Source organism: Streptomyces sp. JLYT201 (assembly GCF_059448825.1).
This window is the reverse complement of the sequence record NZ_CM182551.1, coordinates 5,848,692-5,867,287: the sequence shown is the minus strand read 5'-3', so window position 1 is coordinate 5,867,287 and position 18,596 is coordinate 5,848,692. Positions and strand designations below refer to the sequence as shown.

The 18,596-nt window shown below is 67.4% G+C and carries 10 protein-coding genes and 3 rRNA genes; 2 read left to right on the top strand and 11 right to left on the bottom strand.

Annotation, left to right across the window (positions count from 1 at the left end; genetic code table 11):
• Nucleotides 1-109: 109 nt before the first annotated feature.
• From rrf to AC5WAM_RS24565, 4 genes are all read right to left on the bottom strand, one after another.
• Nucleotides 110-226 (bottom strand): 5S ribosomal RNA (rrf, locus tag AC5WAM_RS24580).
• Between the two features lie 89 nt (nt 227-315).
• A 23S ribosomal RNA gene (locus AC5WAM_RS24575) occupies nt 316-3,437 on the bottom strand.
• 312 nt (nt 3,438-3,749) lie between these two features.
• A 16S ribosomal RNA gene (locus AC5WAM_RS24570) occupies nt 3,750-5,275 on the bottom strand.
• The 16S, 23S and 5S rRNA genes sit together here, the layout of an rRNA operon.
• A 684-nt stretch (nt 5,276-5,959) precedes the next feature.
• The gene (locus AC5WAM_RS24565) at nt 5,960-6,967 is read right to left on the bottom strand and encodes a stage II sporulation protein M (protein ID WP_366796255.1); all 1,008 of its coding nucleotides are present in this window, start codon (nt 6,965-6,967) and stop codon (nt 5,960-5,962) included.
• A 107-nt stretch (nt 6,968-7,074) separates the two neighbouring features.
• Here AC5WAM_RS24565 and AC5WAM_RS24560 point away from each other — a divergent pair, with 107 nt between their 5' ends.
• Nucleotides 7,075-8,082, top strand: a complete 1,008-nt coding sequence (locus AC5WAM_RS24560; protein ID WP_495518820.1) for an RDD family protein — start codon at nt 7,075-7,077, stop codon at nt 8,080-8,082.
• 8 nt (nt 8,083-8,090) lie between these two features.
• Here the strand turns inward: AC5WAM_RS24560 and AC5WAM_RS24555 are convergent, their stop codons facing one another.
• A complete protein-coding gene (locus tag AC5WAM_RS24555; protein WP_495518819.1) occupies nt 8,091-8,705 on the bottom strand; it encodes a hypothetical protein in 615 nt (204 codons plus the stop codon).
• Between the two features lie 481 nt (nt 8,706-9,186).
• On the bottom strand, nt 9,187-10,644 hold the full coding sequence (ahcY, locus tag AC5WAM_RS24550; RefSeq protein WP_366796262.1) for an adenosylhomocysteinase: 1,458 nt from the start codon (nt 10,642-10,644) through the stop codon (nt 9,187-9,189).
• Nucleotides 10,645-11,021: 377 nt separating this feature from the next.
• On the opposite strand from ahcY, the gene AC5WAM_RS24545 reads away from it, so the two are divergent.
• Nucleotides 11,022-13,118, top strand: coding sequence for a fructose-specific PTS transporter subunit EIIC (locus AC5WAM_RS24545; protein WP_495518818.1), 2,097 nt, complete (start codon nt 11,022-11,024; stop codon nt 13,116-13,118).
• Between the two features lie 123 nt (nt 13,119-13,241).
• On the opposite strand, the gene AC5WAM_RS24540 is transcribed toward AC5WAM_RS24545, so the two are convergent.
• The 5 genes from AC5WAM_RS24540 to AC5WAM_RS24520 all read right to left on the bottom strand — a co-directional run bounded on the left by AC5WAM_RS24540 (nt 13,242) and on the right by AC5WAM_RS24520 (nt 18,571).
• Complete coding sequence (locus AC5WAM_RS24540; RefSeq protein ID WP_495518817.1) at nt 13,242-14,174, bottom strand: cation diffusion facilitator family transporter; 933 nt, start codon at nt 14,172-14,174, stop codon at nt 13,242-13,244.
• A 138-nt stretch (nt 14,175-14,312) separates the two neighbouring features.
• Entirely contained in the window at nt 14,313-15,464 is a 1,152-nt protein-coding gene (gene manA, locus AC5WAM_RS24535) for a mannose-6-phosphate isomerase, class I (protein WP_495518816.1), read from the bottom strand.
• Between the two features lie 116 nt (nt 15,465-15,580).
• On the bottom strand, nt 15,581-16,735 hold the full coding sequence (locus AC5WAM_RS24530) for an SIS domain-containing protein (RefSeq protein WP_495518815.1): 1,155 nt from the start codon (nt 16,733-16,735) through the stop codon (nt 15,581-15,583).
• A gap of 83 nt (nt 16,736-16,818) precedes the next feature.
• Complete coding sequence (locus tag AC5WAM_RS24525; RefSeq protein ID WP_138960070.1) at nt 16,819-16,995, bottom strand: Trm112 family protein; 177 nt, start codon at nt 16,993-16,995, stop codon at nt 16,819-16,821.
• A gap of 211 nt (nt 16,996-17,206) precedes the next feature.
• Nucleotides 17,207-18,571: a phosphomannomutase/phosphoglucomutase gene (locus tag AC5WAM_RS24520; protein WP_495518814.1), complete on the bottom strand. Its 1,365-nt coding sequence runs from the start codon at nt 18,569-18,571 to the stop codon at nt 17,207-17,209.
• Nucleotides 18,572-18,596: the final 25 nt, after the last annotated feature.

The window sequence follows — 18,596 nt, the reverse complement described above, 5'->3', positions numbered from 1 at the left end:
CCGCCCCAACGAACGATGAAAGGAAGAGGAGGGAAGAGGCGGGCGCGAAAAAGCAGCACAACGCAGAAAACCCCCGTGCCGAATGGCACGGGGGTCTCCTTCACAATTTGTTCGGCGGCGTCCTACTCTCCCACAGGGTCCCCCCTGCAGTACCATCGGCGCTGTAAGGCTTAGCTTCCGGGTTCGGAATGTAACCGGGCGTTTCCCTCACGCTATGACCACCGAAACACTATGAAACTGTGAACTACCGCACCACACCCTACGGGCATGGGGTTGTTCGTGGTTTCAGAACCAACACAGTGAACGCGAGCAACTGAGGACAAGCCCTCGGCCTATTAGTACCAGTCAACTCCACCCGTTACCAGGCTTCCATATCTGGCCTATCAACCCAGTCGTCTACTGGGAGCCTTACCCCATCAAGTGGGTGGGAATACTCATCTCGAAGCAGGCTTCCCGCTTAGATGCTTTCAGCGGTTATCCCTCCCGAACGTAGCCAACCAGCCATGCCCTTGGCAGAACAACTGGCACACCAGAGGTTCGTCCGTCCCGGTCCTCTCGTACTAGGGACAGCCCTTCTCAATATTCCTACGCGCACAGCGGATAGGGACCGAACTGTCTCACGACGTTCTAAACCCAGCTCGCGTACCGCTTTAATGGGCGAACAGCCCAACCCTTGGGACCGACTCCAGCCCCAGGATGCGACGAGCCGACATCGAGGTGCCAAACCATCCCGTCGATATGGACTCTTGGGGAAGATCAGCCTGTTATCCCCGGGGTACCTTTTATCCGTTGAGCGACGGCGCTTCCACAAGCCACCGCCGGATCACTAGTCCCGACTTTCGTCCCTGCTCGACCCGTCAGTCTCACAGTCAAGCTCCCTTGTGCACTTACACTCAACACCTGATTACCAACCAGGCTGAGGGAACCTTTGGGCGCCTCCGTTACCCTTTGGGAGGCAACCGCCCCAGTTAAACTACCCATCAGACACTGTCCCTGATCCGGATCACGGACCCAGGTTAGACATCCAGCACGACCAGAGTGGTATTTCAACGGCGACTCCCCCGATACTGGCGTACCGGGTTCACAGTCTCCCACCTATCCTACACAAGCCGAACCGAACACCAATATCAAACTGTAGTAAAGGTCCCGGGGTCTTTCCGTCCTGCTGCGCGAAACGAGCATCTTTACTCGTAGTGCAATTTCACCGGGCCTATGGTTGAGACAGTCGAGAAGTCGTTACGCCATTCGTGCAGGTCGGAACTTACCCGACAAGGAATTTCGCTACCTTAGGATGGTTATAGTTACCACCGCCGTTTACTGGCGCTTAAGTTCTCAGCTTCGCCACCCCGAAGAGTGACTAACCGGTCCCCTTAACGTTCCAGCACCGGGCAGGCGTCAGTCCGTATACATCGCCTTACGGCTTCGCACGGACCTGTGTTTTTAGTAAACAGTCGCTTCTCGCTGGTCTCTGCGGCCACCCCCAGCTCAGGCAGCAAGTGCCGTCACCGGGTGTGGCCCCCCTTCTCCCGAAGTTACGGGGGCATTTTGCCGAGTTCCTTAACCATAGTTCACCCGAACGCCTCGGTATTCTCTACCTGACCACCTGAGTCGGTTTAGGGTACGGGCCGCCATGAAACTCGCTAGAGGCTTTTCTCGACAGCATAGGATCATCCACTTCACCACAATCGGCTCGGCATCAGGTCTCAGACTCAATGTCAGGCGGATTTGCCTACCTGACGTCCTACACCCTTACCCCGGGACAACCACCGCCCGGGCTGGACTACCTTCCTGCGTCACCCCATCGCTTACCTACTACCACCTTGGACCGGCGGCTCCACCACTCCCCTTTGCCCGAAGGCTCCAGGGCGGCTTCACGGCCTTAGCATTAATGGGCTCGATATTGGGCGTTTCAAAGCGGGTACCGGAATATCAACCGGTTATCCATCGACTACGCCTGTCGGCCTCGCCTTAGGTCCCGACTTACCCTGGGCAGATCAGCTTGACCCAGGAACCCTTAGTCAATCGGCGCACACGTTTCTCACGTATGTATCGCTACTCATGCCTGCATTCTCACTCGTGAACCGTCCACCACTGCCTTCCGGCGCAGCTTCACCCGGCACACGACGCTCCCCTACCCATCACAGTCCCCGTTGGGGGTATGTACTGCAATGACACGACTTCGGCGGTACGCTTGAGCCCCGCTACATTGTCGGCGCGGAATCACTAGACCAGTGAGCTATTACGCACTCTTTCAAGGGTGGCTGCTTCTAAGCCAACCTCCTGGTTGTCTCTGCGACTCCACATCCTTTCCCACTTAGCGTACGCTTAGGGGCCTTAGTCGATGCTCTGGGCTGTTTCCCTCTCGACCATGGAGCTTATCCCCCACAGTCTCACTGCCGCGCTCTCACTTACCGGCATTCGGAGTTTGGCTAAGGTCAGTAACCCGGTAGGGCCCATCGCCTATCCAGTGCTCTACCTCCGGCAAGAAACACACGACGCTGCACCTAAATGCATTTCGGGGAGAACCAGCTATCACGGAGTTTGATTGGCCTTTCACCCCTAACCACAGGTCATCCCCCAGGTTTTCAACCCTGGTGGGTTCGGCCCTCCACGAAGTCTTACCTCCGCTTCAGCCTGCCCATGGCTAGATCACTCCGCTTCGGGTCTTGGGCGCGCTACTCAATCGCCCTATTCGGACTCGCTTTCGCTACGGCTTCCCCACACGGGTTAACCTCGCAACACACCGCAAACTCGCAGGCTCATTCTTCAAAAGGCACGCAGTCACGAGAACAAGGCAAGCCTTGTTCCGACGCTCCCACGGCTTGTAGGCACACGGTTTCAGGTACTATTTCACTCCGCTCCCGCGGTACTTTTCACCATTCCCTCACGGTACTATCCGCTATCGGTCACCAGGGAATATTTAGGCTTAACGGGTGGTCCCGCCAGATTCACACGGGATTTCTCGGGCCCCGTGCTACTTGGGTGTCTCTCAAACGAGCCGCTGACGTTTCGACTACGGGGGTCTTACCCTCTACGCCGGACCTTTCGCATGTCCTTCGCCTACATCAACGGTTTCTGACTCGTCTCACAGCCGGCAGACTGTGAAAGAGAGATCCCACAACCCCCCAAGCGCAACCCCTGCCGGGTCTCACACGCTTGAGGTTTGGCCTCATCCAGTTTCGCTCGCCACTACTCCCGGAATCACGGTTGTTTTCTCTTCCTGCGGGTACTGAGATGTTTCACTTCCCCGCGTTCCCTCCACACCGCCTATATATTCAGCGGTGGGTGACAGCCCATGACGACTGCCGGGTTTCCCCATTCGGAAACCCCCGGATCAAAGCCTGGTTGACGACTCCCCGGGGACTATCGTGGCCTCCCACGTCCTTCATCGGTTCCTGGTGCCAAGGCATCCACCGTGCGCCCTTAAAAACTTGGCCACAGATGCTCGCGTTCACTGTGCAGTTCTCAAACAACGACCAACCACCCATCACCCCACTGGAGAACCAGTGAGTGCACTGGGGTCGGCACTGAGGTCAGGAACAAAGCCCGCACCCTCAGATACCCAACAGCGTGCCCGACACCCTCGCCCCTCCTCGTTCCGTTCCACGCCGAAGCAGTACTGGGAAGAGAAGCAGGTCAAGTGTGCCGAGTAGTCAACGTTCCACCCATGAGCAACCAGCATCAGACATTCGCTGATGTACTGGCCTCTGGACTGTCAGCAGAGCTGGCAGCCAAGAAGTGCTCCTTAGAAAGGAGGTGATCCAGCCGCACCTTCCGGTACGGCTACCTTGTTACGACTTCGTCCCAATCGCCAGTCCCACCTTCGACAGCTCCCTCCCACAAGGGGTTGGGCCACCGGCTTCGGGTGTTACCGACTTTCGTGACGTGACGGGCGGTGTGTACAAGGCCCGGGAACGTATTCACCGCAGCAATGCTGATCTGCGATTACTAGCGACTCCGACTTCATGGGGTCGAGTTGCAGACCCCAATCCGAACTGAGACCGGCTTTTTGAGATTCGCTCCACCTCGCGGTATCGCAGCTCATTGTACCGGCCATTGTAGCACGTGTGCAGCCCAAGACATAAGGGGCATGATGACTTGACGTCGTCCCCACCTTCCTCCGAGTTGACCCCGGCGGTCTCCCGTGAGTCCCCAGCACCACAAGGGCCTGCTGGCAACACGGGACAAGGGTTGCGCTCGTTGCGGGACTTAACCCAACATCTCACGACACGAGCTGACGACAGCCATGCACCACCTGTACACCGACCACAAGGGGGCGACCATCTCTGGCCGTTTCCGGTGTATGTCAAGCCTTGGTAAGGTTCTTCGCGTTGCGTCGAATTAAGCCACATGCTCCGCCGCTTGTGCGGGCCCCCGTCAATTCCTTTGAGTTTTAGCCTTGCGGCCGTACTCCCCAGGCGGGGCACTTAATGCGTTAGCTGCGGCACGGACGACGTGGAATGTCGCCCACACCTAGTGCCCACCGTTTACGGCGTGGACTACCAGGGTATCTAATCCTGTTCGCTCCCCACGCTTTCGCTCCTCAGCGTCAGTATCGGCCCAGAGATCCGCCTTCGCCACCGGTGTTCCTCCTGATATCTGCGCATTTCACCGCTACACCAGGAATTCCGATCTCCCCTACCGAACTCTAGCCTGCCCGTATCGACTGCAGACCCGGGGTTAAGCCCCGGGCTTTCACAACCGACGTGACAAGCCGCCTACGAGCTCTTTACGCCCAATAATTCCGGACAACGCTCGCGCCCTACGTATTACCGCGGCTGCTGGCACGTAGTTAGCCGGCGCTTCTTCTGCAGGTACCGTCACTTTCGCTTCTTCCCTGCTGAAAGAGGTTTACAACCCGAAGGCCGTCATCCCTCACGCGGCGTCGCTGCATCAGGCTTTCGCCCATTGTGCAATATTCCCCACTGCTGCCTCCCGTAGGAGTCTGGGCCGTGTCTCAGTCCCAGTGTGGCCGGTCGCCCTCTCAGGCCGGCTACCCGTCGTCGCCTTGGTGAGCCGTTACCTCACCAACTAGCTGATAGGCCGCGGGCTCATCCTGCACCGCCGGAGCTTTCCACACGAAGATCATGCGATCCCGTGTCATATCCGGTATTAGACCCCGTTTCCAGGGCTTGTCCCAGAGTGCAGGGCAGATTGCCCACGTGTTACTCACCCGTTCGCCACTAATCCACCCCGAAGGGCTTCATCGTTCGACTTGCATGTGTTAAGCACGCCGCCAGCGTTCGTCCTGAGCCAGGATCAAACTCTCCGTGAATGTGTACCCGTAATCGGGTGCAACACCACGAGAGCGGAACAACCAGGAGGAATAATCCCGGTCGTTCACAGCGTCCTCGCTGTGCGCCTCCCACACATCGGCGGGAGGACTTTTTCAAAGGAACCTCGCCGCCGGAACTGATGTCCGGCAGACGGGGTATCAACATATCTGGCGTTGACTTTTGGCACGCTGTTGAGTTCTCAAGGAACGGACGCTTCCTTTGTACTCACCCTCTCGGGCTTTCCTCCGGGCGCTTCCCTTCGGTATTTCGTGTTTCCAACCCTACCAGATCCGTTTTCCGTTCCGTTCCCGGTTCGGATTTCATTTCCGGTGGCCGTTGGAGGGCCTTTGCCTTTCGGCGTTTCCGACTCTATCAGATCTTTCCGGCTTCCCGGTCCGTTCCGATTTTCATCGGCGCCTTTCAGGTTTTCGCTTTCGCGTTTCCCTTTTCGGCGGTTCCGACTTTATCAGAAGTTTTGGGCCGGTCTGACCGGCTCAGGATTCCGATTCATCGGGGGTGGCCTCTCGATTCATGTGATTTCGAGAAGCAGATGGATTATCACCGCTGCCGTGCGAGCTGTCCAGCTCTAGGCAACTGTTCGAATCTACCTCCCCGGTCCTTCCGTGTCAACGGTTTTTCCGGAGCGATGAGGAGACTAGCAGGTCAGAAGGGTCGTACGCACATCACGCCGCAGTGGGGACGGAGGCGCTCCGCTCCGCTGCGTCGATGTCGCCGGTCTCGCCCTCGCGTGCCGCCCGGCCACCGAGGACGTAGACGTAGGCGAGGAAGGCCAGCTCGGCGGCGATTCCGATGGTGATGCGGGCCCAGGTCGGCAGGCCGGAAGGGGTGACGAAGCCTTCGATGGCGCCGGACACGAGCAGGACCAGGGCCAGGCCGATGGCCATGCCCAGGGCGGAGCGGCCTTCCTCGGCCATGGCCGCGCGGCGGGTGCGCGGGCCGGGGTCGATCAACGTCCAGCCGAGGCGCAGCCCCGTTCCGGCGGCTACGAAGACGGCGGTCAGCTCCAGCAGGCCGTGCGGAAGAAGCAGCCCCAAGAAGGTGTCCAGACGGCCCGCGGAGGACATCAGGCCGAGGCCGACGCCCACGTTCAGCATGTTCTGGAAGAGGATCCAGATGACGGGTATCCCCAGGAAGACTCCCAGGACCAGGCACATCGCGGCCGCTTGGGCGTTGTTCGTCCACACCTGGGCGGCGAAGGACGTCGCCGGGTGGCTGGAGTAGTACGTCTCGTACTCCCCGCCGGGGCGGGTCATGTCCCGCAGCGCCGAAGGGGCCGCGATCGAGGACTGCACCTCCGGGTGCGTGCCGACCCACCAGCCGATCACGGCCGCGAGGGCCACGGACAGCAGGGACACCGGAATCCACCAGCGCCGGGACCGGTAGACCGCGGCGGGGAACCCGTGCGTCAGGAAGCGGGTGACGTCCCTCCAAGAGGCGCGGCGCGTGCCCGTCACGGCACTGCGCGCGCGTGCCACCAGCTGGGTGAGGCGTCCGGTGAGCTGCGGGTCCGGGGCGCTGGACTGGATCAGGGAGAGATGCGTGGCGGTGCGCTGGTAGAGCGTGACGAGCTCGTCGACCTCAGGGCCGGTGAGCCGGCGCTGGCGGCGTACCAGGGCGTCGAGCCGGTCCCATTCGGCTGCGTGGGCCGACACGAAGACGTCGAGGTCCATCGGATTGGCTGCTCCTCGGCTTCTCGTACTGCTCCTACTGCGACGCGATCACTCATCAGCTTGGCAGACTGGCGGTGGCGGGGGCAGCGACGGGAAGGACGGCGGGCGTGAGCGAGCTTGTGACGGGCGAGGCGGTGGCGCTGGAACTGCGCCCCGCGAAGCTGCCGAGCCGGGTGCTCGCCCTCCTGATCGACATGGTCGTGGCCTGGTCGGTGTACCTGGCGGTGACGCTGGGGCTGCTCGCGGCGACCGCGTCCCTCGACGACGCGGCGGCCGCCGCCATCGCCGTGGCGACGTTCGTGCTGGTGCTCGTGGGCGTGCCCATCGCGATCGAGACGCTCAGCCACGGGCGGTCGCTGGGGAAGCTGGCCTGCGGGCTGCGGGTCGTACGGGACGACGGCGGGCCGATCCGGTTCCGGCACGCCCTGGTGCGCGGTGCCGTCGGTGTCGTCGAGATCCTGATGATGTTCGGGGTGGTCGCCTGCATCGCGTCCTTGGTCTCGGCCCGGGGGCGGCGGCTCGGGGACGTGTTCGCGGGGACGCTGGTCGTACGGGAGCGGGTGCCCACGGGGCAGACGGCGTACGTGCCCGCGCCGCCGCCGTGGCTCGCGGGGCGGTTCTCCGAGCTCGATCTGTCGGCGGTTCCGGATGGCCTGTGGCTGGCGATACGGCAGTACCTGACGCGCATGGGGCAGTTGGATCCGCAGGTCGGCTGGGCCATGGCGGAGCGCCTCGCGGGCGATCTGGTGGCGCGGACGGGCGCCCCGGCTCCGGTGGGGGTGCCGCCGGCCGCGTTCCTGGCCGCCGTGGTGCACGAGCGGCAGGCACGGGAGGCGCAGCGGGCCTTCGGCGGTGCCGCGGCCGAGGGGAGTGCGCCGCACCCGGGCCCCTATGCGCCGACCGCGTACGCCCCGAATGCGCCCGGCTCCCCCACCCCGGCCCCGTACCCCCCGCCGGCCCCGCACGCCCCGCTGCCCTCGGCGGGGCAGTGGGCTCCGCCCTCGGCCGGTGCGGCGGACGCGGAAGCTCCCCGGGCCGTGCCGCGTGCCGTGCCGGAGTCCGGGCCGCGTGACGAGCCGCGGCGGCCCTCGACGGGCTTCGTGCCGCCGGCGTAGGGCGGGCGTCAGGGGAACGTCGACGGCGGCGACTCGAGGTGTTCGAGCTCGATGCCGGGGGCCGCGAGGACGACGTCACCGCTGAGGTGGACGGTGTGCTGCTCCCCCGTGTCCAGGGCTGTGACCTGGTATTCGTCCACGGTCAGCGGGCCGTTGTCAGTGGCGTGTGCTTCTCTCGTCAGCAGGGCCCAGGACTGGTCGAGGGTGCGCGGCGCCAGGACCGGGTCCGTGAAGGCGACCAGGCGCACGCGGCTCGCGGGGGAATCGGGGGTGAGGCGCAGCAGCCGGGCGGTGGCGATGAGGAAGGCGGGGGACGTACCGGTGAAGGCATGAGCGGGGGCGTTGTTCTCGGTGGCGTGCGCGCCGGTGGCGTCGGTGCGGACCCAGGTGACGCCGTCGAGAGCGGCGGCCCGCACCTGCCAGCCGGAGGCGTTCAGTTCGAGACGGATGGGGCGGCCCAGTTCGTCGACGGCCAGGTCGACGGAGCCCGTGTGGTCGCCGGAGGGAGCGGTGCGCTGGGCGACGTAGCGCCAGCCGGAGGGGCCGGGCGCGCACTGGAAGTGTTCTTCAGCCAGGGGGGTGTGATCGTGCGGATCGTGCAGCGAATAGCGACCGCGGGGCATGGGGCTCGGTCCTTGTCGGGGGACGTGCGGTAGGGCGTCGTCGACGCTGTGGAGCGTCGGGGCAGAGCGTATGGGGCGTCGTGGGGCGAGCGTACGGAGCCTTCTGAGGCGAGCCGTCGGAGGGGCCGCGCAATCGAGTGCCGGGAGCTCGTGAGCCGAGGACTCGTCAGCCGAGGGCATGCAGACCGAGGGCTCGTAGGGCGGAGGCCCGTGAAGCAGCGCGCCGTCGGGGATGCGGAGTCCGGCACCCTGACGGTGGGGCCGCCAGGGCCAGCCGTGGAGTTGCCGGGGTCAGCCCTGGGGCTTGCGGGACGGTCACGACGCGGTCCGGGCCAGGACACCGACAGGCCCCCGCCACAACGGCGAGGGCCTGCTGGAGACGTACGGCCGGGATCGGCCGGACGGGCCGGGCACCGCCCCGGGAGCCGGGAGCGGCCCGAGGTGGGGCCGCTCCGTGGTCAGGGGCGGTACGCGGGCCGGATCAGTAGCGGTAGTGGTCCGGCTTGTACGGGCCCTCGACCTCGACGCCGATGTACGCGGCCTGCTCGGGGCTGAGCGTCGTGAGCTTCACGCCGAGCGCGTCCAGGTGCAGACGGGCGACCTTCTCGTCGAGGTGCTTCGGCAGCGTGTAGACGCCGATCGGGTACTCGTCCTGCTTGGTGAACAGCTCGATCTGGGCCAGGGTCTGGTCCGCGAAGGAGTTGGACATCACGAAGGACGGGTGGCCCGTCGCGTTGCCCAGGTTCAGCAGGCGGCCCTCGGAGAGGACGATGAGGACCTTGCCGTCCGCGAAGGTCCAGGTGTGGACCTGCGGCTTGACCTCGTCCTTGACGATGCCCGGGATCTTCGCGAGGCCGGCCATGTCGATCTCGTTGTCGAAGTGGCCGATGTTGCCCACGATGGCCTGGTGCTTCATCTTGGCCATGTCGGAGGCCATGATGATGTCCTTGTTGCCGGTCGTGGTGATGAAGATGTCGGCGGTCTCGACGACCTCGTCCAGGGTGGTGACCTGGTAGCCGTCCATCGCGGCCTGCAGGGCGCAGATCGGGTCGACCTCGGTGACGATGACGCGGGCGCCCTGGCCGCGCAGGGACTCGGCGCAGCCCTTGCCGACGTCGCCGTAGCCGAAGACCACGGCGGTCTTGCCGCCGATGAGGACGTCGGTGGCGCGGTTGATGCCGTCGATGAGCGAGTGGCGGCAGCCGTACTTGTTGTCGAACTTCGACTTGGTGACGGCGTCGTTCACGTTGATCGCCGGGAAGAGGAGCTTGCCGTCGCGCTGCATCTCGTACAGGCGGTGGACACCGGTCGTGGTCTCCTCGGTGACACCGCGGATCTCCGAGGAGAGCTGGGTCCACTTCTGCGGGTTCTCAGCCAGGGTGCGGTTGAGGACCTGGAGGATGACGCGGTGCTCGTCGTTCTCCGCGGTCTCGACGGCCGGGGCCTTGCCGTCCTTCTCGTACTGGACGCCCAGGTGGACGAGCATGGTGGCGTCGCCACCGTCGTCCAGGATCATGTTCGGGCCGCCGGTGGGCGAGTTCGGCCAGGTCAGGGCCTGCTCGGTGCACCACCAGTACTCCTCCAGGGTCTCGCCCTTCCAGGCGAAGACCGGGATGCCCTGGGGGTCGTCCGGGGTGCCGTTCGGACCGACGGCGATGGCCGCGGCGGCGTGGTCCTGGGTCGAGAAGATGTTGCAGGAGACCCAGCGGACGTCGGCACCGAGGGCGACCAGGGTCTCGATGAGCACGGCGGTCTGCACGGTCATGTGCAGCGAGCCCATGATCCGGGCGCCGGCCAGCGGCTGGCTGGCGGCGAATTCCTTGCGGATCGCCATCAGGCCGGGCATCTCGTGCTCGGCGAGGGTGATCTCCTTGCGGCCGAACTCGGCCAGGGAGAGATCGGCGACCTTGAAGTCCTTGCCGTTGACGGCAGTCATGATGAGCTGCTCCTCGTGATGGGTCGAGGGTGGGCATGGCTGATCTGCGGCGTCGGGGTACGGAGACACACCGGCGCGCGCAGCGCAGTCCGTCGGAGGCCCTCTCTCCCTCGGTCGGCCCAGGAGCGGACCGCCCGACCGCCATCAGCAGCGACGTCTGGCACTGTCACGAATCTACACCGATCGGCGCAGTGAGCCACAAGGGTGCAGGGAGATGGGCCGTGGCTGAATCGCGACCTTTCCCAGGGCCGAGCAAAGGCCATCAGTCCATGACGAACCGGGGCCTTTGCGCTTTTGCTCCTGTCCCTGTCTGTTGCAGGATGCCTGGAGATCGGGAACATATGCGCGATCTTGTTCGGTCAAGGCGTTAGGAGAACCACGTGACCAGTCCGGCCGACCCCCCGACCGGCGCCGACGGGCAGAAGAGGCTGAAGCTGCTCGCGGTGACCGCCTGCCCGACCGGCATCGCCCACACGTACATGGCGGCGGAGAAGCTCCAGCAGGCCGCCGACCGCCTCGGCGTCGACATGAAGGTGGAGACGCAAGGCTCGATCGGGGCCGAGAACGTGCTGTCTGACAACGATGTCAGAGAGGCGGACGGCATCATCATCGCGGCCGACAAGGACGTGGACCGCGGCAGGTTCGCGGGCAAGCGCGTGCTGTCCGTCGGGGTTTCCGAGGGCATCAGCCACCCCGAGCGGCTGATCGAGCGGGTCGGGAGCGCGCCCGTGCAGGGCGGCGACGGCGCCGGGAGCGGCGGCACGGGCGCGGCCACCGGTGGCGGGGGCGGCGGCCGGGAGCGGAGCGTCGCGTACAAGGCGCTGATGAACGGCGTCTCGTACATGATCCCGTTCGTCGTGGTCGGCGGTCTGCTGATCGCGATCTCGCTGTCGCTCGGCGGGCACACCGACCCGAAGGGCGGGCTCGTCATCCCGGACGACTCGTTCTGGATGCACGTGAACCAGATCGGCGTCATCGGGTTCACGCTGATGGTGCCGATCCTGTCGGGGTACATCGCGTACGCGATCGGGGACCGGCCCGCCCTGGTGCCGGGCATGATCGGCGGCTGGATCGCCAACACCGGTGAGCTGTACGACTCCAAGGCGGGGGCGGGCTTCATCGGGGCGATCGTGACCGGGTTCCTGGCCGGGTATCTGGTGCTGTGGATCAAGAAGGTCAAGGTCCCGAAGTTCGTCCAGCCGATCATGCCGATCATCGTGATCCCGATCCTGGCGACGAGCGCGCTCGGGCTCTTCTTCATCTACGTCATCGGCAAGCCGATCTCGTGGGTCTTCGAGCATCTGACGGACTGGCTCAGCGGGATGACGGGCACGAGCGCGATCCTGCTCGGCGCGATCCTGGGGCTGATGATCGCCTTCGACATGGGCGGTCCGGTCAACAAGACGGCGTTCCTGTTCGGCGCGGGGCTCATCGCCACCGGCAACCAGACGGTCATGGGCATGTGCGCGGCCGCGATTCCGGTGATGCCGCTCGGGCAGGGGCTCGCGACGCTGATCCGCAAGCGGCTCTACACGGAGCAGGAGCGGGAGACCGGGCTCGCATCGCTGTTCATGGGGTTGTTCGGGATTTCGGAAGGTGCAATTCCGTTTGCGGCGGCGCGACCCGCGCAGGTCATTCCCGCGAACATGCTCGGCGGTGCCGTGGCCGGTGCGATCGCGGGCCTCGCGAGCGTGAAGGACGCAGTACCGCACGGCGGGCCGATCGTCGCGGTGCTCGGTGCGGTCGGCGGTGTGCCGATGTTCTTCGTCGCCGTGGCCGCGGGAACGGCCGTCACCGCCCTCGCCACCGTGTCGCTGGTGGATCTGAGCGAGCGGAGGCGGCGCGGGGTGACGCCGGTCGGCGGGGCGGGTGCGGCCGAGCCGGTGCTGGCGGGTGTGGGCGCCGGGGCCGGTGGGGTGGCTGTGGCCGGGACCGGTGCCGAAGTCGCACGGAGCGGAGGACGGGAGTCCGCCGCCTCGGCCCCGGTGGCCGCTTTCCCGGTGGCCGCGGGTGCCGCACCCGAGGTCCTCTCGGGCTATCTCACCCGGCAGACCGTCGAGGTCGAGCTCGCCGCCGCCGACAAGGAGGCCGCGATCCGCGAGATGGCCGGGCTGCTCGCGCGTACCGGCAAGGTCACCGATGTGGAGGAACTGGTGCGGACCGCGCTCGCCCGCGAGGCGCAGGGCACCACGGGACTCGGTGAGGAGATCGCGATCCCGCATGCCAAGACCGATGCCGTGACCTCGCCGGTCGTGGGCTTCGCGCGGTCGGCCGAGGGCATCGAGTGGGGGTCGCTCGACGGCACGAAGGCCAAGCTGATCTTCATGATCTCCGTACCTGAGGCCGCTGCGGGCGACGAGCATCTGCGGATCCTCGCGTTGCTGTCGCGGAAGCTCATGGACGAGGGGTTCCGGGGGCGGCTTGTGGCCGCGGCGGATGAGGCCGCGGTGCTGGAAGTGCTGCGAGAGGTTCAGTGAGTCCGGTCCTTGGTACGTGAAAGGGGCCCCGCACCTGGTGGTTGGTGCGGGGCCCCTTTCACGTGCACCCTGTTTCGACGGTTGCCCGGCGCTGTGGGCACAGCGGGGAGGACTTCAGCCCGGTCAGCTGCCCGTCGTCGCCGCGTCCTCGCGGTATATGTCCGGCTCCAAGTAGATGACCCGGGCGATCGGGACGGCCTCGCGGATGCGGGTCTCGGCGGCGTTGATGGCGTCGGCGATCTCGCGGGCGGTGTCGTCGTGCTGGACGGCGATCTTGGCGGCGACGAGCAGCTCCTCCGGGCCGAGGTGGAGGGTGCGCATGTGGATGATGCGGGTGACGGTGTCGCCGTCGACGATGGCCTTCTCGATCTTCTTGACCTCTTCGGTGCCCGCGGCCTCGCCGAGCAGCAGCGACTTGGTCTCGGCCGCGAGGACGATCGCGATGAGGATCAGCAGGGCGCCGATGCAGAGCGTGCCGACGCCGTCCCAGACGCCGTTGCCCGTGGCGAGCGCGAGGCCGACGCCGCCGAGCGCGAGGACCAGGCCGACGAGGGCGCCGAAGTCCTCCAGGAGGACGACGGGCAGCTCGGGTGCCTTGGCGCGGCGGATGAACTCCTTCCAGGAGAGCGAGCCGCGCAGGGTGTTGGACTCCTTGATGGCCGTCCGGAAGGAGAACGACTCGGCGATGATGGCGAACACCAGGACGCCGACCGGCCAGTACCAGTGCTCGATGTCGTGCGGGTGCTTGATCTTCTCGTAGCCCTCGTAGAGGGCGAACATGCCGCCTACGGAGAAGAGCACGATGGAGACGAGGAACGCGTAGATGTAGCGCTCGCGGCCGTACCCGAAGGGGTGTTGCGGAGTGGCCTCGCGCTGGGCCTTCTTGCCGCCGAGGAGCAGCAGGCCCTGGTTGCCGGAGTCGGCGAGCGAGTGCACGCTCTCGGCCAGCATCGACGACGAGCCGCTGAAGAGGAACGCCACGAACTTGGCCACCGCGATCGCTAGGTTGGCGCCGAGTGCCGCCACGATCGCCTTTGTTCCGCCTGACGCACTCATGTGTGCCCGTTGTCCCTTCCGTTGCGTGCCGCGCCTGCCGCGTGACACGCGTACGTTCTCCGTTCCGCGACGGCCGGGCGCCGCTGGGCCCGGCCGGTGCGGTGCGTCATTGTTGCAGCACGGGAGGCGTGGGGTGGGTCAGGCCACCACGGTGGCGCGGAAAAGGGTGCCGCTGCCACGGACGTCGGCCTTCTCGTCCGCGGGGACGAACACGGATCCGCCGGGTGTGAGGGAGAGGTCGCCCACGCGGACCTCGCCCGCCGTGCAGAGCAGGATCTGCGGCGTCCCGGCGGTGAGGTCGTACCGGGCGTCGCCCTCGGGCAGGACGTAGCGGGAGAGCCGGAACTCGTCGATCGGCGTCTCGTAGACCTCCTCGCCGTCGGCGGACGCCTCGGGGCGCAGGATGCCGGGGTCGCTCGCCTCGAAGCGGACGACGCGCAGGAGTTCGGGCACGTCGACGTGCTTGGGGGTGAGGCCGCAGCGCAGCACGTTGTCGGAGTTGGCCATGATCTCGACGCCCATGCCGTTGAGGTAGGCGTGCGGGATTCCGGCGCCGAGGTAGAGGGCTTCGCCGGGCTTGAGGGTGACGTGGTTGAGCAGCATGGCGGCGATGACGCCGGGGTCGCCGGGGAAGTGGCGGGCCGCGCCGGCGTACGGGGCGTAGGGGCCGCCGAGGTGCTCGGCGGCGGCCGCGGCCTCGGTGACCGCGCGCGCCATCTCCTCGCGGTCGGCGGTGAGGACGGCCGTGAGGACCTCGCGAAGCGCCGCGTCCTCGGGCTTGGCGCGCAGCAGGTCGACGTACGGCTTGAGGGAGTCCACGGCGAGGCCCTCGATGAGGTCGGCGGCCTCGGCGGGCGGGCGGAAGCCGCACAGGCCGTCGAAGGGCGTGAGCGCGCAGATCAGTTCGGGCTTGTGGTTGGCGTCCTTGTAGTTGCGGTGGGGCGCGTCGAGCGGGATGCCGCGGGCCTCTTCGTCCTCGTAGCCCTCGCGGGCCTGCTCCAGGTCCGGGTGCACCTGTACGGACAGGGGGGCGCCCGCGGCCAGGACCTTCAGGAGGAAGGGCAGGCGTGGGCCGAACTTGTCGACGGCGCGGGGGCCGAGCTCGGCGCGCGGATCCTCGTCGATCACCTCGTTGAGCGGCCCGCGCTCGGTGCGCGAGGGCGCGCCCGGGTGGGCGCCCATCCACATCTCGGCCTGCGGTTCGCCGGTCGGCTCGACGCCGAGGAGACCCGCGATGGCGGTGGTGGAACCCCAGGCGTAGGGGCGGATGGTGTTGGTGAGGCGGTCCACGGAAGGGTCTCCCTTACGGGCGTGCGGGGACGCGGGCGGGTGCGTCCTTCGGTGCGGGTACGCGTGCCCCTACGGGTACGGGTGCACGCGGGCGGGCGCCCGTACGGGAGCCGGGGTCATGATCGGCTCCCGGAGGCGAGCGCCAGGTAAACGGCGGCGAAATCCGTGAGGGCGATCAGTTCGGCCAGGCGCTCCAGGTCGTCGCCGTCCTCGGGGTGGAGCTCGCTGAGGGCGATGTCGTGGCTCTGGGCGAGCTCGCGGGCGGCGGGCGCCGCGGTGAGGCCGCCCGCGTCGGCGGGGCGGTCGCGCAGCAGGACCGCGCGGGCGCGCAGGGGCCCCGGGTCGTCGACGCGGTCGCGGAAGAAGTCGTCGCTGTCGGCGGCGCCGGTGAGGCCGCGCGCGAGCAGCGAGGCGTGTGCGGGCAGCGCTTCGGGCAGCTCGGCGGCGAGCGCGGGGTGCCCGGCCAGCTCGGCGAGCGCGGCGGCGAAGCGGCGGCCCACGGGGCCCGCGGTCTCGCCCTCGGTCCAGATCAGCGGCAGTGCTTCGGCCAGCTCGGTCGCGAGGGTCTTGGCGGGGTTGTGATAGGTCGCGACGGCGGGGCCGCAGCGCTCCGCGACGCCGTCGAGCCGGTCGGCGACCTTCTGGAGGGTCTCCGCGGGGGCGGTGACCAGGCCGGTGCGGTCGAGCAGGGCGAGCAGCGGGACGAGCAGGGACCACAGGGTGCCGGGGGCGGCGGCCGGGGCGCCCGTGCCGTCGGCGTCGTCCGTGCTGGGCCGGGGCGCCACGGCCATCGGGACGGTGAGGCCGTGCGAGCCGCTGACGCCCTCGGCGAGCGGGGAGCGGGCCGGGGCCACGGCGGCGACGGTGCAGCCGCGGCGGTAGGACTGCTCGGCGAGGAGCGCGAGGCCCGGCTCGGTGCCGTCGGGCGTGGCGATGAGCAGCAGGTCCACGGGGCCGACCCAGCCGGGCAGGGACCAGCGCAGGGCGCCCGCCGCGGGGGCGACGCCGGTGGGGGCGAGCCTGATGACGGGGCAGCCGGTGCCCACGAGGGCGCCGATGAGGTCGGCAACGCCGGCGGCGGCCGTGCCGGGGCCCGCGATCAGGACGGTGCGGGGGCGGCCGTCCGGTTTCAGCTCGGTGACCCCGGATTCGGTGGCGTGCCGGACCGCGGTCCGTACGCGGGCGCCCGCTTCGGCGGCGCCGCGCAGCAGATCACGCAGGTCTGCGCGGGCGAGCTCGTCGGGGGCGTCCAGGAGCGACTCGTCGAGCATGGGGGTCCGGCCTCCGATCGCCGTGCGCGGCAGGGGTGCGGGCGGGCGTCCGTGCGGGGTGCGCGCCCGCCCTCGTCTGATCCTTACTCGGGGCGGCGGGCCTCGTCGACCAGGAGTACGGGGATGCCGTCGCGGATCGGGTACGCGAGGCCGCAGTCGGTGCCTTCCGCGGTGCAGACCAGCTCGTCGTCCGTCTCCTTGAGAGGGGCGTGGCAGGCCGGGCAGGCGAGGATCTCCAGGAGGCCGGCTTCGAGCGGCATGGGGTGGTCCCTTCGGGGTGGGGTCGTGCGGCCCGCCCAGCCTATCGCTGGCCTGGGGGCCTTGGGCGGGGGCGGGCCCCTGGGGGCGGGGGCCCTGCCCGGGGAGAGGGTGGCTCCGGCCCGCCCCTCCCCCGGTGTCGCTCTGCGGGCCCGGTGGACGTTCATGCCCACCCTTCCCCGGGCTCCCCCTGTGCCGCGAGGGGCGATGCGGCTACGCCCTGATGATCGCCAGGGCCGCGTCGCGGGTCTTCTCCATGGTCTGCTGGTCGCGGGCCTCCGCGTTGAGGCGGAGGAGCGGCTCCGTGTTGGAGGCGCGGACGTTGAACCACCAGTCGGCCGTCGTGACCGTCAGGCCGTCCAGCTCGTCGAGGGTGACGCCGTCCTGGCCTTCGTATGCGGCCCTGATCGCGGCGAGGCGGGCCTGCTGGTCGGCCACCGTGGAGTTGATCTCGCCGGAGCCCACATAGCGGTCGTACTGCTCCACGAGGCCCGACAGGGGGCCTTCCTGGCCGCCGAGGGCGGCCAGGACGTGCAGGGCGGCGAGCATGCCGGTGTCGGCGTTCCAGAAGTCGCGGAAGTAGTAGTGCGCGGAGTGCTCGCCGCCGAAGATGGCCCCCGACTTGGCCATCTCCTCCTTGATGAAGGAGTGCCCCACGCGCGTGCGGACCGGCGTGCCGCCGTTCTCCCGCACGACCTCCGGGACGGTCCAGGAGGTGATCAGGTTGTGGATGACCGTGCCGGAGCCGCCGTGCTTGGCGAGTTCGCGGGCGGCGACCAGGGCGGTGATCGCCGATGGGGAGACCGGGTCGCCGTTCTCGTCGACGACGAAGCAGCGGTCGGCGTCGCCGTCGAAGGCGATGCCCAGGTCGGCGCCTTCTGCGCGCACGCGCTGCTGGAGGTCGACGATGTTCGCCGGGTCCAGCGGGTTGGCCTCGTGGTGGGGGAAGGTGCCGTCCAGCTCGAAGTACATCGGCACCAGCGTCAGCGGCAGGCCCTCGAAGACGGTGGGCACGGTGTGGCCACCCATGCCGTTGCCCGCGTCCACGACCACCTTCAGGGGCCGGATCGCGGACAGGTCGACCAGGGACCGCAGATGGGCCGCGTAGTCCTTGAGGGTGTCCTGGCGGGTGAGCGTGCCGGGGGTGGCCGCCGGCTCGGGGGCGCCTGACTGCGCCCAGCCCTCCACCAGTGCGCGGATGTCGGCGAGGCCGGTGTCCTGGCCCACCGGGGCGGCGCCCGCGCGGCACATCTTGATGCCGTTGTACTGCGCCGGGTTGTGCGAGGCGGTGAACATCGCCCCCGGCAGGTTCAACGCGCCCGAGGCGTAGTACAGCTGGTCCGTGGAGCACAGGCCGATCTCGGTGACGTCCACGCCGAGGGCGGCCGCGCCGCGCGCGAAGGCGCCGGAGAGACCGGGCGAGGAGGGCCGCATGTCGTGCCCCACGACGATCGCGGCCGCGCCCGTCACGCGCGCGAAGGCGGCGCCGAACTGCTCGGCCAGGGTCTCGTCCCACTGGTCCGGGACGACCCCGCGCACGTCGTACGCCTTCACGATCTGGGACAGATCAGCAGCCACGGCCAAGCCTCTCTTTACGTACGTT